This window comes from Peribacillus sp. NPDC094092, from assembly GCF_050279365.1.
In the GTDB taxonomy this organism is placed as follows: domain Bacteria; phylum Bacillota; class Bacilli; order Bacillales; family DSM-1321; genus Peribacillus.
In genome coordinates, this window is sequence record NZ_JBNNUC010000010.1 from 50,393 (window position 1) to 73,667 (window position 23,275).

Annotated in this window: 17 protein-coding genes, 9 tRNA genes, 2 rRNA genes and 1 pseudogene; 4 read left to right on the forward strand and 25 right to left on the reverse strand. The window is 41.3% G+C overall.

What is annotated here, in order from left to right; translation table 11 throughout:
• Positions 1-586: 586 nt before the first annotated feature.
• The 6 genes from hflX to ACQKNS_RS25875 all read right to left on the reverse strand — a co-directional run bounded on the left by hflX (position 587) and on the right by ACQKNS_RS25875 (position 8,521).
• Complete coding sequence (hflX, locus tag ACQKNS_RS25850; protein WP_427646080.1) at positions 587-1,852, reverse strand: GTPase HflX; 1,266 nt, start codon at positions 1,850-1,852, stop codon at positions 587-589.
• 263 nt (positions 1,853-2,115) lie between these two features.
• Entirely contained in the window at positions 2,116-4,239 is a 2,124-nt protein-coding gene (locus tag ACQKNS_RS25855; RefSeq protein ID WP_427646081.1) for a heavy metal translocating P-type ATPase, read from the reverse strand.
• Positions 4,232-4,603: an ArsR/SmtB family transcription factor gene (locus ACQKNS_RS25860; protein ID WP_427646082.1), complete on the reverse strand. Its 372-nt coding sequence runs from the start codon at positions 4,601-4,603 to the stop codon at positions 4,232-4,234. Before ACQKNS_RS25860 ends, ACQKNS_RS25855 begins: the two co-directional genes overlap by 8 nt.
• Before the next feature lie 527 nt (positions 4,604-5,130).
• A complete protein-coding gene (locus ACQKNS_RS25865) occupies positions 5,131-5,331 on the reverse strand; it encodes a cold-shock protein (protein WP_034304915.1) in 201 nt (66 codons plus the stop codon).
• A 312-nt stretch (positions 5,332-5,643) separates the two neighbouring features.
• Positions 5,644-7,338 carry a methyl-accepting chemotaxis protein gene (locus ACQKNS_RS25870; RefSeq protein WP_427646083.1) on the reverse strand — a complete coding sequence of 565 codons (1,695 nt, stop codon included), beginning with the start codon at positions 7,336-7,338 and terminating at the stop codon, positions 5,644-5,646.
• 13 nt (positions 7,339-7,351) lie between these two features.
• Complete coding sequence (locus tag ACQKNS_RS25875) at positions 7,352-8,521, reverse strand: ATP-grasp domain-containing protein (RefSeq protein ID WP_427646084.1); 1,170 nt, start codon at positions 8,519-8,521, stop codon at positions 7,352-7,354.
• Positions 8,522-8,855: 334 nt separating this feature from the next.
• Here ACQKNS_RS25875 and ACQKNS_RS25880 point away from each other — a divergent pair, with 334 nt between their 5' ends.
• From ACQKNS_RS25880 to ACQKNS_RS25890, 3 genes and pseudogenes are all read left to right on the forward strand, one after another.
• The gene (locus tag ACQKNS_RS25880; RefSeq protein WP_427646085.1) at positions 8,856-10,601 is read left to right on the forward strand and encodes an ABC transporter ATP-binding protein; all 1,746 of its coding nucleotides are present in this window, start codon (positions 8,856-8,858) and stop codon (positions 10,599-10,601) included.
• Between the two features lie 23 nt (positions 10,602-10,624).
• Positions 10,625-11,297: pseudogene (locus tag ACQKNS_RS25885) on the forward strand (response regulator transcription factor).
• Positions 11,294-12,340: a sensor histidine kinase gene (locus ACQKNS_RS25890; RefSeq protein WP_427646086.1), complete on the forward strand. Its 1,047-nt coding sequence runs from the start codon at positions 11,294-11,296 to the stop codon at positions 12,338-12,340. Before ACQKNS_RS25885 ends, ACQKNS_RS25890 begins: the two are co-directional and overlap by 4 nt.
• Before the next feature lie 154 nt (positions 12,341-12,494).
• Here the strand turns inward: ACQKNS_RS25890 and ACQKNS_RS25895 are convergent, their stop codons facing one another.
• From ACQKNS_RS25895 to sigW, 7 genes are all read right to left on the reverse strand, one after another.
• Positions 12,495-12,866, reverse strand: a complete 372-nt coding sequence (locus ACQKNS_RS25895; RefSeq protein ID WP_427646087.1) for an iron chaperone — start codon at positions 12,864-12,866, stop codon at positions 12,495-12,497.
• Positions 12,867-13,137: 271 nt separating this feature from the next.
• A complete protein-coding gene (glmS, locus tag ACQKNS_RS25900; RefSeq protein WP_427646088.1) occupies positions 13,138-14,940 on the reverse strand; it encodes a glutamine--fructose-6-phosphate transaminase (isomerizing) in 1,803 nt (600 codons plus the stop codon).
• Between the two features lie 453 nt (positions 14,941-15,393).
• Positions 15,394-16,743 carry a phosphoglucosamine mutase gene (gene glmM, locus ACQKNS_RS25905; RefSeq protein ID WP_427646089.1) on the reverse strand — a complete coding sequence of 450 codons (1,350 nt, stop codon included), beginning with the start codon at positions 16,741-16,743 and terminating at the stop codon, positions 15,394-15,396.
• A 56-nt stretch (positions 16,744-16,799) separates the two neighbouring features.
• Positions 16,800-18,164: a CdaR family protein gene (locus ACQKNS_RS25910; protein ID WP_427646090.1), complete on the reverse strand. Its 1,365-nt coding sequence runs from the start codon at positions 18,162-18,164 to the stop codon at positions 16,800-16,802.
• Entirely contained in the window at positions 18,157-18,981 is an 825-nt protein-coding gene (gene cdaA, locus ACQKNS_RS25915; protein WP_427646091.1) for a diadenylate cyclase CdaA, read from the reverse strand. Before cdaA ends, ACQKNS_RS25910 begins: the two co-directional genes overlap by 8 nt.
• Positions 18,982-19,207: 226 nt before the next feature.
• On the reverse strand, positions 19,208-19,831 hold the full coding sequence (locus ACQKNS_RS25920; RefSeq protein WP_427646092.1) for a zf-HC2 domain-containing protein: 624 nt from the start codon (positions 19,829-19,831) through the stop codon (positions 19,208-19,210).
• Positions 19,832-19,847: 16 nt separating this feature from the next.
• Positions 19,848-20,411 (reverse strand): RNA polymerase sigma factor SigW, encoded by a 564-nt coding sequence (gene sigW / locus ACQKNS_RS25925; RefSeq protein WP_063236211.1) that lies wholly within the window; start codon positions 20,409-20,411, stop codon positions 19,848-19,850.
• Between the two features lie 172 nt (positions 20,412-20,583).
• Here sigW and ACQKNS_RS25930 point away from each other — a divergent pair, with 172 nt between their 5' ends.
• Entirely contained in the window at positions 20,584-20,769 is a 186-nt protein-coding gene (locus tag ACQKNS_RS25930) for a Spo0E family sporulation regulatory protein-aspartic acid phosphatase (RefSeq protein WP_427646093.1), read from the forward strand.
• A gap of 138 nt (positions 20,770-20,907) precedes the next feature.
• Here the strand turns inward: ACQKNS_RS25930 and rocF are convergent, their stop codons facing one another.
• From rocF to ACQKNS_RS25990, 12 genes are all read right to left on the reverse strand, one after another.
• A complete protein-coding gene (gene rocF, locus ACQKNS_RS25935) occupies positions 20,908-21,810 on the reverse strand; it encodes an arginase (protein ID WP_427646094.1) in 903 nt (300 codons plus the stop codon).
• 206 nt (positions 21,811-22,016) lie between these two features.
• Positions 22,017-22,092 (reverse strand) — tRNA-Ala (locus ACQKNS_RS25940).
• Positions 22,093-22,110: 18 nt separating this feature from the next.
• Positions 22,111-22,185: transfer RNA gene (locus ACQKNS_RS25945), tRNA-Gly, on the reverse strand.
• Between the two features lie 3 nt (positions 22,186-22,188).
• Positions 22,189-22,263, reverse strand: a tRNA-Gln gene (locus ACQKNS_RS25950).
• A 104-nt stretch (positions 22,264-22,367) separates the two neighbouring features.
• Positions 22,368-22,451 (reverse strand) — tRNA-Tyr (locus ACQKNS_RS25955).
• Between the two features lie 18 nt (positions 22,452-22,469).
• Positions 22,470-22,545: transfer RNA gene (locus ACQKNS_RS25960), tRNA-Thr, on the reverse strand.
• 15 nt (positions 22,546-22,560) lie between these two features.
• A tRNA-Val gene (locus ACQKNS_RS25965) sits at positions 22,561-22,636 on the reverse strand.
• A 10-nt stretch (positions 22,637-22,646) separates the two neighbouring features.
• Positions 22,647-22,721: transfer RNA gene (locus tag ACQKNS_RS25970), tRNA-Glu, on the reverse strand.
• A gap of 31 nt (positions 22,722-22,752) precedes the next feature.
• Positions 22,753-22,825, reverse strand: a tRNA-Thr gene (locus ACQKNS_RS25975).
• Positions 22,826-22,828: 3 nt separating this feature from the next.
• Positions 22,829-22,903 (reverse strand) — tRNA-Asn (locus ACQKNS_RS25980).
• A gap of 45 nt (positions 22,904-22,948) precedes the next feature.
• Positions 22,949-23,064, reverse strand: a 5S ribosomal RNA gene (gene rrf / locus ACQKNS_RS25985).
• 75 nt (positions 23,065-23,139) lie between these two features.
• Positions 23,140-23,275 (reverse strand): 23S ribosomal RNA (locus tag ACQKNS_RS25990); the annotation flags it as partial.

A 23,275-nucleotide genomic window follows, 5' to 3' on the forward strand; every position in this document is an offset into this window, starting at 1 on the left:
TCAAATTATTCAAATAACAGTCATGGCGATTTCCCAGCCAAAATTCTCTCGTTTTGTTTATTATTTTCTATCATTCTCTCACTGGTCACGCCTCGGTCCCTGCTTCCTACTAACACAAAAAGCCCCCCCTACTAATCTTAAAAACTCAAATCTATGATAAATCAGAGAATTGAGTATTCTTTATTTTATAATGTTAAAAAGTAAGTTACATTATACAAAGTGTAAAGTATTTCCAGACGCTACATATGCAATATGTAATAATCATGTTATATTTCCTAACAATAAGTGATACACATCGTCATTTTTCTACATTCAAACTTACTTTGCATCATACTTATTGATGTTTTTTGGATGTTTTGTTCTAAAGACCTAATTATCAACACTTTGTCCACATAAAAAAAAGCCCAGAAACTCAAATCTTGGTTTCCTGGGTCTTTTCACTTTTATCCACAACTTATTCACATATTATATGGCATAACTCTCTTTGTTTTTGCAGAATGGAGGCATTCCATCAAAAGTTATCCACATTAATGAACCGACTTTTCCACTTATCAACAACCCATTAACAATTTATCAACAGTCAGGTTCATTCCGGATGAATCACGTATCGTTTATATTTCTCATAATCCGTTTTCTTGCACTCAAGCTTTATTCGATATCCGGTTGCCTCATAATCTGTTTCGGTTATGTGACCATTTTCATTGAAATAAGAAACCAGCTGTCCTTGATCAAATGGAATCAGCATTTCACAGTGGGTATAATCGACAAAAATATGCTTTCGAATTTGATCTATCAATTCCTCGATGCCCACTTTGTTTTTTGCTGACATATACACAGAGCTACGATTCACCTGAGGGATATCCAAATCGGTAAGGTCCGCTTTATTATAAGCAAAAATCGTTGGAATCCCTTTAATGCCTATCTCGTTTAAAGTCTTATCCGTTATCTCTATTTGGTGCTCATGATCAGGATTGGAAAAATCGGCAACATGGATCAACAGGTCCGCTTCCACCACTTCTTCCAATGTGGATCGGAAAGCTTTCACAAGATGATGGGGCAATTTGGACACAAACCCCACTGTATCCGTCAATAGAAATTCCTTTTTATCCGGGAGCGGGATGTTTCGGACAGATGTCTCAAGCGTAGCGAAAAGCATATCCTTCTCAAACACCTGCTTCTCGGCTGTTGGATGGAACATCTCAATCAGAGCATTCATGATCGAAGATTTACCTGCATTGGTATAACCGACTAAGGATACGACAGGGATGGCATTCTTTTTCCGCTGTTTCCTCTGCGTTTGCCGGTGTGCAACAAGGTCTTCCAGTTCTTTATTCAATACACGTATATTTTCCTCGATTCTCCTGCGGTCAAGCTCTAACTGCTTTTCACCTGCACCTTTGTTTGTACCGACCCCGCCACTCTGACGCCCTAGTGACTCCCTCAAACCAACGAGACGCGGGAGCATATACTGAAGCTTCGCCACCTCTACCTGAAGCTGCGCTTCCTTCGTTTTCGCCCGATGCGCGAAGATATCCAGAATCAAGATTGTCCTGTCGATCACCTTGCAATCCATGTCCCTCTCCAAATTACGAAGTTGCGACGGGGAGAGCTGATCATTAAAAATGACGACATTGGCTTCTTTATGCTCAACGAGATTTTTTACTTCCTCGATCTTCCCGGTACCGATAAAATGTGACGAGTTCACCCGATGCAAATTTTGTGTGATGGTCCCTGCAACCTCTACCTCACATGCTTCCGTTAAATTGGCCAATTCCTCCATTGAATACTCAAAATCCTTTTGACCGTTGAGATTAACTCCAACCAAGATTGCCCTCTGCTGTAATTCCATCATTTCAAATCCCTTCCGCACATGCCTTACTCCCTATATTATGCATCATACTGTCTAGGCCAGCCACATTGTAGCATACCAGACATTACTTGCATGACGATCGCTCGCTGCCCAAGTTTATCGGACATCCTTTCACTATAAAAGAAAATTCAACAAAAAATAACAGGACCGATTAATTTTTTCAAAGTTTCACATGAAACAATTGGAAAAACCATAAATAAAGCTCCCTGTTGCACCTTAAGATGCAACAGGGAGCCCATATTATTCTATTCCTTTATCCTCAATAACCTAAGGCTATTCAATGTAACCAATAACGTCGCACCCATGTCGGCAAAAATCGCCATCCAAAGTGTTAACCAGCCCGGCGCTATCAATAATAAGGCCAGGATTTTAATCACCAATGAAAACGTGATGTTCTGCTTAATGATTTTTAATGTTTTGCGGCTTAAGCGGATTGTATAAGGCAGCTTCGATAAGTCATCACCCATTAAGGCAATATCGGCAGTTTCAAGGGCCGTATCCGTTCCAGCCCCGCCCATCGCGATTCCTACCGTGGAAGCTGCCAAGGCCGGGGCATCATTGACACCATCGCCTACCATGGCCACTCGATCATATTTTTGTTTCCATCGTTTGATGATGGTCAATTTATCTTGTGGCAATAACTCCGCCTCGATCTCATGAACGCCAGCTGCCGCTCCAATAGCTTTGGCTGTTCCGATATTATCCCCGGTCAGCATGATCGTTTTTTCAATGCCCAATGCATGCAGTTTCCGAATTGCTTCCTTACTGCTTTCCCTTATTTCATCAGACACCGCGATGAGTGCCAGGATCTTCACTTGATCGCCAAGCACCATCACCGTTTTCCCTGCATTTTGATAGCCGCTGATTAATTTAAGCACATCATCAGAGAAAACTAAACCTGCCTCTTCTTCAAAAAGGTTGGGTTTACCAATGTAATAGATTGTTTGATTGATTTTCCCCTTTATGCCTTTACCGGTGATTGCAGTAAAATCCTCTACCAATAAAGGATGATAGTCCACATCGTGGTTTTCCGCCTTTTGAAGAATGGCTGTGGCAAGGGGGTGCTGTGACCTGCTTTCTAAAGCAGCAGCGATAGCCAGCACATCCTGTTCCTTCAACTCATCAGCTAACACTTTGAAATCAGTCACTTCAGGTACGCCCTTTGTTAAAGTACCCGTTTTGTCAAACGCAATCGCCTTTAAGGCCCCTGTTTCCTCTAAATGGACCCCGCCTTTAATCAGCACACCATGTTTCGCAGCATTTCCGATGGCCGTCACAATGGCAATGGGTGTAGAAATGACCAAAGCACAAGGACAGCCGACAACTAGTACAGCCAACCCCCGGTAGATCCATTCACTCCAATCGCCGTTCATAACAATCGGGGGCAGCACGGCAATGGCCAAGGCAATGAGCATGATGGCCGGCGTATAGAATTTTGCAAATTTATCCACAAAGGCTTGGGAAGGGGCTTTTTCGGCCTGCGCTTCTTCAACAAGGTGGATGATTTTCGCAATCGTCGTATCCTCGACTCGCTTCGTGACCTCCACTTCGAGCAGCCCTTCACCATTTAAGGTTCCGGCAAACACTTCACCATCAACCGTTTTAAAAACCGGCTCGGATTCCCCAGTAATGGCTGCTTGATTAAGTGTTGACGCCCCTTTCATGATCATCCCATCCATGGCAAGCTTTTGACCAGGTTTGACGATCATGATGTCGCCAACTTCAATCTCATCAACATCAACCATCATTTCATGATGCCCCCTGCGGATCAAGGCTTCTTTAGGTGCGATGTTCATTAATGATTCTATAGAATTACGGGCTTTATCCATCGAATATTTTTCCAACGCTTCACTTATCGCAAATAGGATGACGACAGTCGCCCCTTCACCCCATTCACCAAGCACAGCCGCCCCGATGATGGCAACCGTCATAAGGGTGTGCATATCAAAGCGAAGCCTGACAAGATTCTTCAATCCATTGACAAATAATGAATATCCCCCAACTATGATTGCAGCCGCATAACCGATGACCGGCATGATGCTTCCAGCCGCATATCGATTATCCAATACCCAGCTAACCAGCAAAAGGATAACCGAGAAAACCACTTTTATATTTTCTTTTTGCTTCCAAAATGGTTCCTTTTGCTTCAACTGTTCCTGTTCACCGCGGACTCTCAGCTTATCAAAAGCACCCGCCTTTTCAATCTCTTCGATAGTCGCACTGCCCTGTACAGAAATCTTCGAGGCGCCAAAGTTGATTTTGGCATCCTCCACACCCTCTAGTTCACGGACATTGTTCTCAAATTTAGCCGCACAATTCGTGCAGGATAGACCTTGGATACGATATGTTTTTAATGGGGATTCAGCCATCGACCCTTACCTCCTGCTGATGTTCTAATGCAATGAGAATTAATTGCTTTATATGGTGATCATCCAAAGAATAAAAAGCCAACTTTCCTTCTTTTCGGTATTTTACGATTGCGTGTTTATAAAGTGTACGAAGATGATGTGACGTTGTCGCCATCGACGCACCAATGATATTGGCCAGATCGCACACACACAATTCCTCGTCCTTACAGAGCGCATAAGCTATCTTCGCCCTATTCTCATCACCTATAACCTTAAACAGCTTAGACATGCTGGATAAATTCACCTGGCTTATTTCCTCTTGAATGCGATTAACCTTCACTTCATCATGCAGGTGGACATCACATATATCTTTCAGTTCCGTCATCTTCTCACACCCCTCATTCAAATCTTCGTTTGATTAAAATATAACATAATTACCTGAATATTCAAACCTATATTTGAATGTACAAGATTCTTTTCTCCTTCCTCACAAGCGGCTTAGTAAAGTGCCTATATGTCTTTATATGTAGGTCATCGTTTTTTGTTTCATTTCGCAGTCGTTCCCCTGAATTTTGCTGAACACAAAGGGCAACCTGTCCTCTTTCCAGGAATTCCATGAATCTCCTGAACCGAAACTTCTATGCTTCAGGCAAAAAAAAAGAAGAGACATAAATTCCTTCAGTCCCTTCAATCCAATGATTTCATTAATTCCCTAATGGCTCCTTGATAAGTACAATATATTTAATTTAGTATTTTCTAGAAAAAATATGTTATACTTAGTCAAACCTTTTTAAGCGTTTTACTTTACTTGTACCATTTACCCTGCTTATCGTTGAGCAGGGTTTTTTGTTATGTTTTCAATAATAAAAAAGACAGACCCTATAGGAGGATCCGTCTTTTTTGTTATTGAAATTATGCTTTTTGAACGTTAGAAGCTTGAGGTCCGCGTTGACCTTGTTCTACTTCAAAAGTAACTTCTTGACCTTCGTCTAAAGATTTGAAACCTTCGCTTTGGATAGCTGAGAAATGTACGAATACGTCGTCTCCGTTTTCGCGTTCGATGAATCCAAAACCTTTTTCTGCGTTAAACCATTTTACTTTACCTTGTTCCATTGTTGTTGCCTCCTAGTGCATCTAAGCACAATGTATTACTATCCTTGCTCTAAGTCATCATCGAAAACGAAAAGTAGTACTTTTAGTATCCTTAGTACCGAACAAAAATAATTAAGACTAAGCATAACATTAAATGGTAGCGATTGCAAATAGTTTGGGGAAACTTTTTTCCAGCAATTTTTAATACTCTCTAAATTCATTTAAAATCAATTAATGGGCTCTATCTATTCTGGTAATGGCTTCATGACCCGCCACACGCATTCATCCAAACAAGGACCTCTCGTTTACAAGGTTTTGTAGATGTTTATTTTTTTATTTTTCGGTAATGAACTTTTCTACCATATTTTCTAAAATGGCTGATTCTTTTGCTAAATCTTCATTTTGTTCCTTCAATCCAGTCATTATGGTGCTTTGTTGAATGGCAGCTGCAGAGATTTGCTCCGTTGTTGCGACACCTTCTTCTGAAATCGCCGCAATTTCCTGAATGGATGCCAGGCTTTCATCCGAAGACTCATTCATTTTTTTCGAATGGGCGGCTAATCGTTCCGTGCCTTTCAGCAATTTCTCTACGGATTCAAATATCTTATTGAAAATCTGGCCATTGTCTTCCACTAAAGAAACACCATTTAATATATCCTGAAAACTCTCATCATTATTTTGGATGACTTTGGCTGTTTGTTCATTAATCCGCATAATGGATTCTGAAATGATATCGATGGATTCATCTGTTTGTACAGCCAATTTTTGCACCTCTTGAGCCACTACCGCAAAACCTCTGCCGGCATCACCCGCCCTTGCCGCTTCAATGGAAGCATTCAGGGATAGGAGGTTCGTTTGAGAAGCAATCACCCTTATTAAGCCAATCACTTCATTTATCTTCACTACATCTTCTTCCAGGCTCACCAAATTGGTTTTAGTCGCTTGGCCGTTTTCCATGATTTTATCCATCTGGCCCGTTACATCTTGCACTTGTTTACTTCCTTGTTCAGCAAGTGTATTCGTATGCAAGGTAAATTCATTCATTTCATTCATTTGTTCGTTCATTAAACGGATTGTATCCGTTAAGTCACTGATCATATTGGAAATTCGGTCAATATGATGGGCACGCTCTTCCGAAGCTTTTGCTTCTTCCGTTGTCCCCGTCACTATCTGACCATAGGACTCCACCATCTCTTCAAAGGATTGCTGAATGGATACTGTCGTTTGATTCATCGTTTGAGCATGTTCACGGACATTCTGGATAATATGGGCCAAACTTAACCTCATATCTTCAAATCCATTTGAAAGATCGCCCATCTCATCCTGTCTACCAACTGGAATCGATTTACTTAAGTCCCCTTTTGCCATTTCATTCGTGTAACCAACAAGTTCATTGACGGGCCCAGAGATCTTTTTCCCGATGACAACGGCGCATAGCACACCTAATATAACGGCGCCTGCAAGAAATAAGATATTATAAAATATCATTGTGCTTTTTAATTCATCAATGAATTTTGCATCCATATCAATCCCTACAATCGCGTCGGTTCCTTTGATTGGCGTAAAGTACGACTTGTGAGTACCCCACTTATCTTTATATATTTCACTTAATACGTCTTCGTTTCCATTTATCGATTTTGCCTGTTCCGGCGTAAAAGGGGATTCCACCATGTAGTCCTCGCTGCCGTTCAAGGCCACAATCATGTCGCCATCCTTCTCCCGCTTCAATACATAAACATATTCAATTCCCTTTTTATCTTCAACAAAGGCATCTAGCTTCCGCCTAATCTCCTCGCCCCGTTCGGAAGCTTTGTTTATCAAAGTGGGATTGAGGCTTGCTGCTAAACTGTGGGCATTTTCAGAAAGGCGATCATCGAATTGCGGAAGAACATTCTCATTGATCATTTTATTAGTAATATAGGAAAAGCAAAGGCCCATGGCCCCTGCGAAAAGGACGAAAGGAATAATATAAAACAAGAATAGTTTTGACAGCAAAGATTTTTTAGGATTAAGCTTTGAAAATCTCATTTCCATACCCTCCTTAGGTGAAAACAAGGTGTTTTATAGTCAAATATGGCATTAAGTCCAAATGAAGCAATTGGAGATTTTTATCCAAATCCGCACTACTATAAAAGATGATGGCCATGCTCCGGTCATTTTGAAAAGGAAGCTGCCTATATTCCAAAACATGTTCGAATTGATGGCGAAGTCCATCATGATCAATGCATGAAACATCTTCCGGATTTATTTCCAGTGGAACCTCTGCAAAGAAAAAGCTATATATATGATCGTCCATCTCTTCCAATATCCGATACCAATCGGGTTTTGTTCCTGAAAAATAGTGTTCATACATATTCATCCCATAGGCATGGTAACCTAGATCCGTTGTACCCGCCCCAGCAAAACGAAGGGGATTGATTTCGATGGGTATCACCCGGTTTCCCTTTTTGCGAATTTCAAAGTGTACAGGGTAATTCCTAAGAGGGAGGACCGTTTGAATATCCTTCATGAACTTTAGTGCGTCATGATAGATTTCGTTGATGGCCAACTTCGAAGTATAATAAATTCGATCGGAAGTATCATAATCATCCTTGAATAATCGTTTGAAGACATTCAAAATGACCGGCTCACCATCTTGATTGTAATAGGCATCAACGGCAAATTCTTCACCTTGAATCCACTCTTCTATTAAAACGGTCTGGGAACCGACCACTTCTGAATCATATAATCCATCCGAATGAAGTAAATCCGCTTTAAGCTGGTTCACGGCTATATTCCAATCCTGCTCATTCTTGACTTTGTGGACCCCTACACTCGAATAGCCAATATTGGGTTTGATAACTACCGGAAACGGTATTTGATTTTTATCCAGGTCACTTATTATGGATAAATCAATATCTTGAAAATAGAAATCGGGATATAGAGATTTCGTCAAATTTCGCACCTGGCTCTTATCCTTCAATAACTTTGACCAAATGTATTCATTGCTATTCGGTTGGAACTGCCCTAACAATGTTATGCCATTTTCAGAGTTTGTAAGAATTCTTTTTTCCATTTCCATGGACTTGAAAAATTCGGTATCTTTTTGAATGTTTAGCTTTTCTGATGTTGACGTGACTCCCCATTGCCCTTGTTCCAGTACTGGAATTTGCTGTTCCTCCAACACCTTTAGAAGAATTGGCGACACAATGGTCTCATTCAAAATAATCATTTTTTCCACCTAACTTATACTGTTTTTTGTATCTCCATATTTAATCGGTTAAAAGCGGTAAGTATTTAGCTTAAATAGGTATTTATTATTAAAAACGCATGAAAAAACAAGATATCAATATACCTTTTTACCTATCCCGCCTAATTTAAAAAAGTTTATGAGGGCATGAAAAAAGCCGACACTATTTTAAATGTCCGCCATATTTTTTTCTAATTTATCATTCAGGAAAAGTTCACCACTAATTTGAACATGGAATAATTAAGACTAGTTCATATTCAATTCATAACTTCTTTATATAATTGCCCTATGAAAACCAAGAAAGGATGTATTTCATATGTCAGAAGTAAAAAAACAAAAAGGATGGCGCCAATTCATTCGGTTAGTTCAACAAACGAAGCCCTCTAAACTAATGATAGGGATTGCATTGGCATTAAGCCTTGGTACAACGGGTGTAGGTTTATTAGTCCCTTTATTCACAAAAAATCTAATTAATGATTTTTCGATCAGCTCACTAAATACGGAACGGATCACACTTCTCGTTCTTGCCATCATTGTTCAAGCATTGGCCAGTGGATTTTCCATCTATTTATTAAACCGGATCGGTCAATCTGTAGTGGCAGGTATCCGCGATCAACTATGGAAAAAATTGCTCGTATTGCCCGTGAGTTATTTTGATGAACATCCCTCGGGCGAAACGGTCAGCCGAATGACCAATGATACAACTGTAGTGAAGGGTTTGATCTCTGAACACCTCTCTAATTTCGTTACTGGAATCATTTCCATCGTAGGTTCCATGATCGTTTTATTCGTCCTTGATTGGAAAATGACATTATTGATGTTCATTGCGATTCCACTCTCTGTTTTGATATTAATGCCACTAGGGAAAAAAATGCATAAAATTTCAAAAGGGATGCAGGACGAGACAGCAAGCTTCACCTCAGTGCTTCAACAAGTGCTTTCGGAAATACGTCTTGTTAAAGCATCGAATGCAGAAGTCTTGGAATATCAAAATGGAAAAAAAGGAATCCATAAATTATTTCAATTCGGATTAAAAGAGGCAAAAATCCAGGCATTGATTGCACCGCTAATGAGTTTTGTCATGATGGCCTTACTCGTGCTGATTTTAGGTTATGGGGGAATGCGTGTTTCTTCAGGAGCCCTGACAGCTGGAGCCCTCGTTGCATTCATCATGTATCTTTTCCAAATCATCATGCCAATGGCTCAATTAGCCAGTTTCTTTACACAATTTCAAAAAGCAACAGGTGCAACAGAGCGCATCATTTCCATTTTGGATTCAGTGGAAGAGGAAGATGCGAAGCAGCCAGTTCAAAATATAAGTCAATCAATCAGCGTGGATCACCTGAACTACAGTTACAATAATGGAGAACATGTACTTAAAGATATAAGCTTTAACGTTGAAGCCGGTAAGGTCACTGCAATTGTCGGACCAAGCGGCAGTGGTAAAACGACACTTTTCTCTTTATTCGAACGTTTCTACAAACCACAGCAAGGGTCCATTTCCATAGGCGGGAAATCCATAAATGATTTCACACTGCTTTCATGGAGAAGCCAGATTGGGTATGTTTCACAAGAAAGCCCGATTGTATCAGGTACAATCCGAGATAATATCTGTTATGGCATCGAACGCGACATAACGGATGAGGAATTGAAGCAAGTGGCTAAAATGGCATATGCTGATCAGTTTATTTCTGAGCTACCGAACGGATATGATACAGAGGTTGGTGAAAGGGGGATGAAACTATCAGGCGGCCAAAGACAAAGAATCGCCATCGCACGTGCATTTTTAAGAAACCCCAAAATATTAATGCTTGATGAAGCTACATCCAGCCTAGACAGCAAATCAGAAAAGGTGGTTCAACAGGCGTTAAATGATTTAATGAAAGGCCGAACTACAATAGTAATCGCCCACCGCCTATCGACCGTCATAGGTTCAGATCAAATCATCTTCCTCGAAAAAGGCAAAATAACAGGAAGCGGAACACATAAAGAGCTATATAATACGCACACATTATATCGAGAATTTGCCCAACAGCAGTTACACAAACTTGAACTGGCCTAATTCACCGAAAGGAAAGAAGAAGGATGACAAAAATATTAATTGTCGATGATGACGCACATATTCGCGAACTTATAAACCTGTTGTTAAGAAAAGAAGGATTTGATTTATATGAAGCCTCGGATGGACTGCAAGCATTGAAATTAATGGAGAAGGCGAAAATCGATTTGGCGGTCATCGATATTATGATGCCTAACATGGATGGTTGGCAATTATGCAAAGAGTTAAGGGAATTCAGTGATATCCCCATTTTAATGCTGACTGCAAAAGGAGAAACAACACAAAGTAAAAGGATTCGGCCTTGGGGCAGATGATTATCTTGTAAAGCCATTTGAACCGATCGAATTGGTTCTTAGAATAAAGGCCTTACTAAGACGGTATAAAATCACTATTTCACAAACATTAAATATTGGCGAATTAAAGATGAATCGCAACACGCATGAAATGTCATTCAAAGAGCGGGAATATACGATTCCATTAAAAGAATTCGAATTACTGTTTAAATTAGCAAGCTATCCTGGAAAAACTTTTTCCAGGGAAGATCTTATTGAAGACATTTGGGGCTATGATTATGAAGGTGATGAACGAACTGTCGATGTTCATATTAAAAGAGTGAGGGAACGGTTTCCGGAATCGGAATTCCCCTTCCGGATTAAAACCATTTGGGGATTGGGCTACCGTTTGGAGATAACGAGATGAAAAGCAATCGATTTTTTAAACAAATGCTGGGCATACTGTTTTTTCTTACGTTTAATTCAATTTGCTTTTCGGCCGGGTACTTTATCATTGAGCTACTGCCATTAAGGTTACCCGATTTTGTTCGGTATCTGACCACAATCATGACAAGCATCGCAATCATGATACTCATTGGATATCTTATGCATGCCATCCGTCACAATAAACGGGCAAATATTTACCTCGAGATCATTGATGCCTTAAGGAAAATAGCAAATGGTGATTATAGTGTACAACTGGATTTTAAAATCGATAGGAAAAACGAAATGACCGATATCATTAACCACTTCAATCACATGGCCAAGCAACTGAAGCAAATGGAAGAAATGCGGCAGGAATTCATCTCTAACGTCTCACATGAAATACAGTCGCCCCTTACCTCCATCGTAGGATTTGCACAGGCAATTCAATATAATAAGCTGACGATCGAAGAACGAAATCATTATCTTCATATAATTGAGACAGAGAGCAGGAGATTATCTAAATTAAGTGATAACCTTCTAAAGCTTACATCCCTGGAATCTGAGCATCATCCTTTTGAAAGGACAGACTTCCGGCTTGATCAGCAAATACGAACCATCATTTTGGCTTGTGAACCGACGTGGTTGGAAAAAGAACTCGAATTGGATATATCTTTAGAAAAGATTCGAATTTTTGCAGACCAGGATTTAATGAGCCAAGTATGGACAAATTTACTACACAATAGTATCAAATTCACCCCCCATCGTGGAAAGATCACGATACGATTACAACAGATTGATGACCTGGCATCCATAACGATATCCGACAATGGAATTGGCATATCTGAAAAAGACCAGTTCCATATATTTGAACGATTCTATAAAGCTGACCTGGCAAGGGAACGTACAAAAAGCGGGAGCGGTTTAGGTCTATCCATCGTGAAAAAGATTATTGAAATGCATGAAGGGAACATATCCGTAAACAGTGAGCTCGATAAGGGAACGACTTTTACTATTCTTCTGCCTATTTCGCGAAGGGTTTTGTGATTTTAAAAGTTTATTTAAATCTTAGGTAATAAAAAACAGCTGCAATGCCAGCTGTTTTTAAATCTATATGATAGTTTAGAATATGCTTAAAATACTAGTAAATAAGTAAGTGGACCTATTCGGGGTTCAGCTCACCCTTAATAATCCGATTTTTTTATTTCCGCCAAAAAGTTGAACAGTCTGCCTTATCCGAAATATTAAATTCGATCATTCTCTCAAGTAATGAGAAATCAACCGGGCCATCCCACTTGATACGTACCAATTGCTTGGTGTGATCATATCCAGCCTGAACGATTTCATCAGAAAAATGATCAATTCCTGCCTTTTCAGGGGCAACAGCCAAATGATGTTTCGCTACGCTAAAGCCAATGATATATGTGTCATGATCAGTAAACATAGGCTGATTCCAAGCGATTTTAGGCATTAAATCTGGAAATTTCCTATTTACCCAAACCAAAACTTCTTCCGTTCGGTCCCGATGTTGCGGGTTATCAATCTTCGCTAAAAAATCTGCAAAAACTTCCATGTCATTCTCTCCTAAAAATTAAATTTTTTTGAATAATGTCATTTTCTCCTCATCCGTATCATCATCAATATGTATTAAACGACTTTATTTACACTGCATGCCGATTCCTCAGCCTTCTTTAATCCACTTGTCACTTGAGGGGTTCTCGTTCTTTTTGACATAAAAAACACCCCTTTGGCTAATCATAGCCAAAGGGGTGAAGCTTCGCAACTTTTTTATTAACGGTTAAATCTTATTTAAAATCTAAAACATACATTGCATTCATTCCAACTTATTCAACCGTTACACTTTTCGCAAGATTACGCGGTTTATCCACGTCACATTCGCGGTGCAAGGCTGCGTAGTAAGCAATGAGCTGCAGCGGGATAACAGAGATAAGGGGTGTTAATAGTTCATTCACTTCCGGGATGACGAAACGGTCATCCTCTTCTTCAAGCCCCTTCATGGAAATGATGCAAGGGTTGGCGCCTCGGGCAACCACTTCCTTTACATTACCACGGATGCTTAAGTTGACACCGGCTTGCGTGGCAAGGGCTATGACAGGTGTACCTTCTTCAATCAAGGCGATCGTTCCATGTTTAAGCTCTCCGCCAGCAAAGCCTTCCGCCTGGATGTATGAAATCTCCTTCAGCTTAAGGGCCCCTTCAAGTACAACATAGTAGTCAAGGGAACGGCCGATGAAGAAGCAGTTTCTTGTAACGGACAAATATTCACGGGCAATGTCTTCCATCTCTTCTTTCGAATCACATAGGGCTTCCATTGCCGTCGCAACGATTCCAAGCTCTTTTACAAGGTCGAAATCATACTCCATGTTACGGAATTGGCCAGTTACATTCGCTAGGATCGATAAGACTGCCACTTGAGCTGTGTAGGCCTTTGTAGAGGCAACGGCAATTTCAGGGCCAGCATGCAGCAAGAGCGTATAATCCGCTTCACGTGACAATGTAGAGCCAGGTACGTTCGTGATGGTCAATGCTTTATGACCAAGCGCCTTGATGGACACTAACACGGCACGGCTATCTGCAGTTTCACCACTTTGTGAAATGAAGATGAATAGCGGTTTTTTCGATAATAACGGCATATTGTAAGTGAATTCCGATGCCACATGGACCTCAACCGGAATTTCAGTCATTTTTTCGATGAATTGCTTACCAATCAACCCTGCATGATAGCTGGTTCCGCAAGCGATGATATAAATACGGTCAGCCTCACTTACGGCTTCAGTAATGCTATAATCGATTGCAAGCTTACCTTCTTCATTCTGGTATGCTTGAATGATTTTACGTATGACAGCTGGCTGCTCGTCGACTTCTTTGAGCATATAGTGCGGATACGTACCTTTTTCAATATCACTTGCATCCAGTTCAGCAGTGTATGGCGCACGCATGACTTCTTCGTTGGAAAGGTTCTTGATCGTCACCTTTTCTTTTGTCACGATAACCATTTCCTTATCCATCAGTTCAAGGAATTGATCTGTGACTTGTAACATGGCCATTGCATCCGAAGCGATAACGTTAAAGTCATTTCCGACTCCGATTAGCAGCGGGCTTTTATTTTTTGCGACTAAGATGGTTTCATCATTTTCAGCATCCAATAGGGCAATGGCGTATGAACCCTCCAAAAGAGTGAGTGTTTGACGGAACGCCTCTTCCACTTCCATGCCCTCGTTTACGAACTTCTCTATGAGTTGAACGATGACTTCCGTATCCGTTTCACTTTTAAAGGCAACATCCTTCAAATATTCACGTTTTAGAATCGCATAGTTTTCAATGACCCCATTATGAACTAAAGTCAATCGACCTGAATTACTTTGGTGAGGATGGGCATTTTCACGGCTTGGTACACCATGGGTGGCCCAGCGTGTATGTCCTATTCCAGTATGTGCCATAGTATTTTCATCCACGGCTCCGCGTAAGTCCGCGATTCTTCCCTTTTCCTTAAAGATTGTCACGCCTGCTTCATTTCTCACAGCAATCCCCGAAGAGTCATAACCGCGGTATTCAAGTTTTTCAAGACCTTTTAATAAAATTTCCTTTGCATCGTTAAGTCCAATATATCCAACAATTCCACACATAATTTCTGTTCCTCCAACCGATTCGAGGGAACAGGAATGCACGGGGGCATCCCTGCCCCCTCATCTCTGATATATATTTTTTATAAAGGAAATGCCTTAAAGCACTTTTTCCCTTTGTGCATTTCCAACCCTTTGTGCAGTAAGTTGCCCTACTGTTTTAAGATTGGAATTACTGCGGCTGTGCACTTCAGCCGGGAGGTATCCGCCGATCATTCGATAAACCTCCTCCTCGTCAACTAAGCCATTTCTCGTCCAGACTTAGTTCAGGCGCTTTTGTGAATCCGTTTTTCCTTGCCTACCCTCCTTTTCATAAAAACCATTATTGTAAATCAGGATAATCATACCTTAAACAAGGGACATAGGTCAATTCTTTATTACCCATACCTAAAAAAAAGAACTTCTTATAAAAATATGCATAAAAGGAAATTTCGTTCCTTTTATGCATAGGATTAGTTATTCGTTCATACCCATTTCCGCTCTTACCACTGCGACGATGCGATCTACATAATTAGTGCATTCCTCAGCTGTCGGTGCTTCAGCCATAACACGGACTAGTGGTTCAGTACCGGATGGTCTTACCAAAATACGGCCGTTTCCTCCCATTTCCTCTTCGACTGCCTTGATGACTTCCTGTACCTTTTCATTATCGGTTACAGCGTGTTTATCGGTAACTCTGACATTGACCAGCGTTTGTGGATATTTCTTCATCTCGCCAGCTAGCTCCGAAAGGGTTTTTTGGGTGTCACTCATGATGTTCACAAGCTGCAGGCCAGTCAATAAGCCATCGCCTGTCGTATTATAGTCCAGGAAGATGATATGTCCGGATTGTTCGCCGCCAAGGTTATAGCCGCCTTTTCGCATCTCCTCGACCACATAGCGATCCCCCACTGCCGTCTGGGCGCTTTGTATGCCATGCTCTTCAAGACCTTTATAAAAACCAAGGTTGCTCATGATTGTAGAAACCACTGTTCCCTGTTTCAACCGGTTATTTTCTTTCAAGTATTTCGCACAGATATACATGATTTGGTCGCCGTCCACTATATTCCCTTTTTCATCTATCGCAATGACGCGGTCTCCATCACCATCGAATGCAAGTCCGACATCCGCACCTTTTTCCTTTAAGAATTCAGCAAGTGCCTCAGGGTGGGTGGAACCTACCTTATCATTAATGTTCAAGCCATTGGGCGATGCTCCCATCGTAGAGATGTCTGCATCAAGATCTGCAAATAAATGCATGGCCAAGGCAGATGTCGCCCCATGTGCACAATCAAGAGCAACATGAATGCCTGTAAAATCTTCATCCACTGATTGTTTCAAGTATTGGAGATACTTTTGACCTCCTTCGAAATAATCGTTCAAATGGCCTAAATCTCCGCCTACAGGTCTTGGAAGTTCATCCTTTTCCATATCTAATAGTGTTTCAATTTCAGCTTCTTGATCATCGGATAACTTAAACCCATCCGGTCCAAAGAATTTAATCCCATTATCCGCTACCGGATTATGAGAAGCGGAAATCATGACACCTGCTTCAGCACTTAAGGCCTTTGTTAAATAGGCTACTCCCGGTGTCGAAATGACACCAAGGCGCATCACTTCAGCCCCAATGGATAAAAGACCGGCAACAAGCGCACCTTCCAGCATTTCACCTGAAATTCGAGTATCGCGTCCTATCAGCACTTTGGGTTTTTCTGTATTTCTAGTAAGCACGTAGCCACCAAAACGGCCTAGTTTAAATGCCAACTCCGGTGTTAATTCGCTATTCGCTATACCCCTGACTCCGTCTGTTCCAAAATATTTACCCATCTTTATCGCTCCTTCTTCGAATCGTTACTGAATTTAATGATGATGTTAAAGGAAGGTCATGTCTCTTCTTCTTTTTGTGTGATGGTGACCGAAACCGTTTTAGAATCCAGTTCCCATTCCACTCCCTCAGGCACTGTTACCGCCAAATCCACATCATGCGTACCTTCATCTAAATTACTCACATCTACTGTAAGATTAATGTCGTCTTTAGTTATTTTCTTCAACTGATCCGCCTCACCAAGCAAAGTGATGCTTGTTACATCGGATTCCAATTCGGCATTTTGGTCATCCTGTATGCCCACAGGCACTATTTGTATATTGTTGAAAGTTTTAGACTCTATTGCAGCCGGTTCATCTTCTTCTGCTTCTTCTTCGACTACTTGTTCTTCTTGTTTTTGTTCGGTTTCTGGTTCTTCTTCTGCTTCTTCTACGACTGGCTCTGCATCCTCTTCATCCACATCAACTTTCTCTGTACGAATCTTGACCTTTGCCTTGCCCAAGGACATTTTTTGTACATTTTCCGGTTTATCAAGATCGAGTTCAAGTTCTGTATCACCATCAATTTTCGAGATATTTACAGGAAGATTTACTTCACCTATTTTCTCCAGGCTCGTTTCCGAACCAAATAAGGTAACCTCTTTCGGATCGACACTTATACTCGTGATCCTGATGCCATCCTTTGCCTTGCCAGTTTGCTTCGGTGCTATTGACACCGTCTTGGAAGGGATGCTGACTTTTAAAGAAACTGAAACAGTAGATGGCTCGATCGTCACATCAAGCTTATTCAAATCCCTGTCCAGGGCTTTCACGGTCGCCTTGCCGCTCACCGTTTCGTTAAGCCCCTTACTTATTTCAAGGTTTGCCTTTACATAGGAAATTTGTTCAATCGCATCTTTAGCACCCGTTATTTTGACAGTTTTCGGGCTGACTGTTGGCTGACCAGCGGTATATCCCTCTTCAAGTAAAGAGCTATTATACTCGGCTTCAACGGAGAATTCCTTCGTCACCCGTTCCTGAACGTTGACTTCGGCATATTCCGGATCGATCGTCGCCACTAGCTTTTCATTCAAATCACTTATTTTAAATGTGACAGTTCTGTCCCCCATTGAGATTGCAGGATCGGAAAGGTCTACATACACTTTAAAGTCCCTTTGGTTTTTCGCATTTATCAATAAGCTCTTTGCTCCCTTTAGAGTAACATCAACCGTCTCCGGCACCCCGCTCACCACTAGATTCTCACGGTCATAGTACACTTCGACCGGTACATTTTCAATGGTCTCCGTACTGATTTCAGGGGCAGTCGATAAACCAAGGGATTTCTTATCCGACTCCATCTCAAAGTTAATGGAAATGAACAAAAGTGCCGCCAAGGCAAAAGCTACGATTCTCATAAACCAAGCGCTATTGGTGAATTTATCCATTCTTTTTCCCCCTCCAGTTAAAGATGCTTGAGGAAGTTGATTTGATGTTTTCCACTACCAGTTCACTTGTAAGCATGGCCCTAAATGATTCTTGATTCAAATCCCGGTAAAGTTCCCCGTTTTTAGTGACGGATATCCCTCCCGTTTCTTCTGAAACGACAATCGTAAGACTATCCGTAACTTCACTCATGCCTATGGCTGCCCTATGCCGTGTGCCAAGTTCCTTTGATATGAATGGACTCTCTGATAATGGCAAATAGCAAGCTGCAGCTGCCACCTGGTTATTTTGTAAAATAACTGCGCCATCATGGAGCGGCGTATTAGGGATGAAGATATTAATGAGCAGTTCTGAAGAAATATAGGATTTTAGAGGTATCCCCGTTTCAACATAATCCCCTAGCTCCGTACCTTTTTCTATCGTAATCAAGGCTCCGATCCGCCTTTTTGCCATATAGGTGGACGCCTTTAGGATTTCTTCGACTAAACGCTCTTGCTGATTCTCTTCCGGAACGGTGCCCCTTGCAAAGAGCTTCCCGCGTCCTAATTGTTCAAGTGCCCTTCTCAGTTCAGGTTGAAAAATGACGAGAATCGCCAATACTCCCCAATTCATGACTTGTGCCATTAACCATCCGAGTGTATTGAAACCAAACAGGTTGCTTAAGCTTTTTACAATGACAATTACAAAAATTCCTTTTAGCAGCTGAATAGCCTTCGTGCCCCGAATAATAGTTAACAATTTATATATCACAAACCATACAAGGAGAATATCAATGAAATTTACTACATAGTCCCAAACAGTCAAGTTGGATAAAGACATGTTGTTTCCTCCAGTCAGTATTACTCCAAATACAAATTACAATCTTTATACGATAACCTTAATAGTATACCATTTTTTAAATGATACATCTAAAAACTAGTGTGAGAAATTTACATAGGAAAAACGAATCATGAAAAAGGGTTCCCTTTCCTTAAAAAAATAAAGCTGAGCGAAGTCACCGTAAACGAAAAAACGGTGCCCTCTCCCAGCTTCTATTCCTTATTTCTTATTCCTTTTTCTCTTCTTTAGCAGGAACCAACGAGGTTGCAGTATCCTTTACTTTATACCACATCCACTCAAAAGCTTGGTCAATAACATGGATGCTTCCAGTCACATTTCCTGCTTTTGACATATATTCATGCCCATTTATGACTGTCACATCTCCCTCTACTTCACCATCTATTTGAATGTTACCATTTTGAACTACCACATTTCCCTTGATTGTCTCACCCTCTGGCACAATCACCGTTTCACCTTCGACCACTAAGTTAGGCTGCTTTGATACTGAAAAATGTTCGTCCTGATTATAAGTGGAAAAAACAGATCCTGTCATCAAAATGATGAACATCGCTGCCGCTGTCATGAAGGGATGGCTTTTGAACCAACGTTTGGCACCTGTTGTTTTCGTTTCCTTTGGCAATTGAGCCATAACCTTTGCTGTAAAGTCATCCGGTGCCTTTATATGGGAAGTGCTTTGTACAAGAGCGACCGCCTTTTTCATTTCATGAAAGTAATCCCGGCATTCAGCGCAATTATGCAAGTGCTCCCGTAAAACTTCTTTATGCTCCGGTGTGATGTCCTCATCTAAATAATCATGCATATATTCAATGATTTCCTCATGGCAGTTCATTTTTCTCACCTTCTTTTTATAAATGGCGTAGTTGTTTACGCAAGGCTTCCCGACCGCGATGTATCCTCGTCTTAACCGTACCGACCGGCAAATCGAGTATTTCACTGATTTCCTTTAGTGATAACTCTTCAATATACTTCAATACGATTACCGATCGGTATTTCTCGGGCAATTTCATTATTTCCACTTGAATGGTTTCCTGTAGTTCTAAAGATTCTACCTCTTCCTCGGGTTTCGCCATATCCGATGCAATTTGGGAATACATATTCAATCCCTCTGTTCCTGCCACCTCTGCATCTAAATAGTAATCCGGTTTTTTCTTGCGAAGCCGGTCAATACAAAGATTGGTCGCAATCCGATATAACCATGTTGAAAACTTCATTTGTATATTGAAACTTCGAATATTCACATAGGCCCTTACAAAGGCCTCTTGTGCCAAATCTTCCGCTTCTTGCCTGTTTCCAAGCATCCTGAAACATATTTGGAACACTTTGTCCTTGTATATTTCGACAATTTCCCCAAATGCATTATGGTCTCCCTTTAATACTTGATTAATTCTCTCTTTAATGAGTGCATCCATTTTCCGGTATTACCCCCGCTCATGCGGCTATACGATTACTACGAACCGTAAGCTAAAAGGTTTCAAAAATTTAATACATTAATTCTAACAAAGTTTTACATTTTATGTTTAAGAAAAAAAAAACAGGGCTATATAGTAAGAAATTGTAAAATCCAAGGGAGTGTTTCTCTATATGACTGCAGAACAAATTTTAGACCATATTGAACAATACAGACAGGAAATGATGTTTTTGGCTTCCCGTTCTTCGATGGTGGATAATGAAGTTGTTGAGGTTAGCAGCAAACTGGATTCTTTAATCATCCAATACATCCATTTAACTAAAAATGGAGATCTCACAAACAGACATGCCCTCAAGTGAATATGGATTCACGAATGCTACCATTTATCTATAGATATGTTCCTGTTACATACACCCTAGTAAATAAGCCTACGTCTTCTAGCATATAAAAAACAGTAACCCATTACAAGCCGGTTACTGTTTCTTTTATTTTTTCAGTTATAATAACTTTTCTCCAAATAGGGAACCCATTAGGGCCACGGCAACGATAGCCGTCTTATTTCGCTCATCTAAAATTGGATTCACTTCAACGAATTCAGCTGATGTAATCAAGTTGGACTCCGCAAGCAATTCCATGGCCAAATGACTTTCCCGATAACTTATACCACCAATCACCGGTGTTCCCACACCAGGTGCATCTGCTGGGTCAACTCCATCCAAATCCAATGAAAGATGAACGCCATCCGTTCTTTCCCTTAAATAATCAATGCATTCTTCCATAACCCGTGTCATTCCCATGCGGTCGATCTCATGCATCGTGAATACTTTAATCCCTTTCTCGCGGATAAGCTCTTTTTCGCCTTCATCCAATGACCTTGCCCCAATTATTACGATGTTTTCCGGTTTCACTTTTGGAGCAAAACCATGGATATTGATTAGGTCCGGATGTCCAAGCCCAATACTGACAGCTAGGGGCATACCGTGTATATTCCCTGATGGCGAAGTATCCTCCGTATTTAAATCCCCATGTGCGTCGTACCAAATGACACCCACATTTTTATAGTGCTTTGCGACTCCTGCCAGTGTGCCTATAGCTATGGAATGGTCTCCTCCCAATACAAGCGGAAAGGAACCCCCTTCTATTATTTCATCTACTTTTGCAGCTAACAGGGAATTCCCCTTCGCTACAAGCTGTAGATTTTTTAGATTGGTCCCAGGCTCATCCGCGTTTTCAGGACGCCCTACAATTATATCTCCTAGATCCTCTACTTCTATATTCAACTTTTCAAGACGCTCGATAATCTCTGCGCAGCGAATGGCACTAGGTCCCATATCCACCCCGCGCCTTGCTTGACCAAGGTCCATAGGCAGTCCGATGACGGAAATTTTCTGAATAGACATACAATTCCCCCTTTCCATCATTTTATATCGTATATGCCAATTGGTTCAACTCGACATTCCCATGTATAAAGATGCACGTTCCTATCACATATGTTTTTTATGAAATAAAACCTTTCTGGGGAATAGTTTACCCCATTATGCCTTAAACAAAAAAAAGTCTTAAACCATTTTTGGTTTAAGACGTAAGTTTAGGTGTATGTAGTTGATGGTGGAGCCTAGCGGGATCGAACCGCTGACCTCCTGCGTGCAAGGCAGGCGCTCTCCCAGCTGAGCTAAGGCCCCTAAGGGATTTAAAATTTATGGAGCGGAAGACGGGATTCGAACCCGCGACCCCAACCTTGGCAAGGTTGTATTCTACCACTGAACTACTTCCGCAAATGGCTGGGCTAGAAGGGATCGAACCTTCGCATGACGGAATCAAAATCCGTTGCCTTACCGCTTGGCTATAGCCCAATATATGATATGTAATGATTAATGTTCAACAAAATAAAAAGGTGGTAATCATATATTTCCCTAATACAGAGAATATATAACTGATCCACAGGATTTTATTAAAATGGTGGAGGGGGGCAGATTCGAACTGCCGAACCCGAAGGAGCGGATTTACAGTCCGCCGCGTTTAGCCACTTCGCTACCCCTCCGCAATATATGGTTGTAAATGGTGCCGGCAAGAGGACTTGAACCCCCAACCTACTGATTACAAGTCAGTTGCTCTACCAGTTGAGCTACACCGGCAAGTAAAGAATGAAATGGTGGAGGATGACGGGATCGAACCGCCGACCCTCTGCTTGTAAGGCAGATGCTCTCCCAGCTGAGCTAATCCTCCGGATTTAAAATGGTGACCCGTACGGGATTCGAACCCGTGTTACCGCCGTGAAAGGGCGGTGTCTTAACCGCTTGACCAACGGGCCGAACTGTTTTGCGTTCATAGATAGATCGGGAAGCTCCCAAGCGGATTCGAACCGCTGACCTCTTCCTTACCATGGAAGTGCTCTACCTACTGAGCTATGGAAGCATATGGCTCCGCAGGTAGGACTCGAACCTACGACCGTTCGGTTAACAGCCGAATGCTCTACCACTGAGCTACTGCGGAATAATATAATGTTTCCTAAAACCCATTTAAAGATTTAAATGAATAGCCTGGCAACGTCCTACTCTCACAGGGGGAAACCCCCAACTACCATCGGCGCTGAAGAACTTAACTTCCGTGTTCGGAATGGGAACGGGTGTGACCTCTTCGCCATCATTGCCAGACTATATTCATTTTTGAAGAATTTTCATTCCTTCAAAACTAGATAATAAGAAGGTATTTCATTTTTTTAAAAAGCGTTGGTTAAGTCCTCGATCTATTAGTATCAGTCAGCTCCACGTGTCACCATGCTTCCACCTCTGACCTATCAACCTGATCATCTTTCAGGGATCTTACTAGCTTGCGCCATGGGAAATCTCATCTTGAGGGGGGCTT